Source organism: Paenibacillus forsythiae T98 (assembly GCF_000520735.1).
Classification (GTDB): domain Bacteria; phylum Bacillota; class Bacilli; order Paenibacillales; family Paenibacillaceae; genus Paenibacillus_AQ; species Paenibacillus_AQ forsythiae.
This window is the reverse complement of record NZ_ASSC01000493.1, coordinates 1-918: the sequence shown is the minus strand read 5'-3', so window position 1 is coordinate 918 and position 918 is coordinate 1. Positions and strand designations below refer to the sequence as shown.

Annotated in this window: 1 pseudogene; it reads left to right on the top strand. The window is 59.4% G+C overall.

The window, feature by feature from the left end:
- Window positions 1-911, top strand: a pseudogene (locus tag L692_RS32825) (hypothetical protein); the annotation flags it as partial.
- Window positions 912-918: the final 7 nt, after the last annotated feature.

The window sequence follows — 918 nt, the reverse complement described above, 5'->3', positions numbered from 1 at the left end:
TGCAGCAGGCGGAAGAGAGCGGATGGCCGGCGGGCGACAAGCAGAGGGCGGCCAGTCTGGGACGCATCGAGGCACTCCGAACAGCGCTGGGCGATGCGCATCTCACTGACCTCGACGCTGCTTACGACCTTGTGGCCGCCCGAAGTAAAGATTATATCGCCGCAGGCTGGACGGATCTAATCGAGAATGCCGCCGCTTATATGGAGAATTCGGAACGTCCCGAGGCGCTGGAAAGGCTGTTTGAACTGGAAGAGAGGGAAGTCGGTTATCTACCCTACGCCTTCCGTGCCGCGTCAGCGCGCCTGACGCCCCGCGACCTTTTTGCCCGGTACGGCGGAACGCTGCTGGACAAGCTGAAATCGGCATTGGGCGCCAAAAACGAGCGGCGGAACAAGGCTATTATCCGTACGCTGGAGGGGTTGATTCTCGGGTCTCAATTGCGGGTCTATGATACGTCCTGGAACGAAGGCAAAGGATACCCGTTTCGGCGGGCGGAGATGCTTGCGGCTTCCCGGATCGCGGCGGAATGGGACGAGCGCTGGCTGGATTGGCTGATCGACCGTGATGCGCTGCAACTCGTCTGCGCGTTCGCCAGACCGGGCCATACCCGGGCCGAGAGCTATATCAAGGGGAAACTGAAGGAGAGACCCGATTTGCGGGATGGCCATGCGGCTGACCTGTTGAAAGGGCTGGAACGTGCCGGGTGCCCAGACTCGCTCCGTCATGAAATGCTTCTGCATGTGCTGGAGGATAAGCGCAACTCCGCGCAATACACGCTGGACCCGTATCTGTTCGAGCAGATGCTCGGGTTGCCTCCGGTTTATGCGGATCGGCTGCAGAAGCTGATTGGGGCTTACCGTTATGACAGCGCCAGACAAATCGAATATGTATTGAAGGAGATGAACGCATGAGTACCGA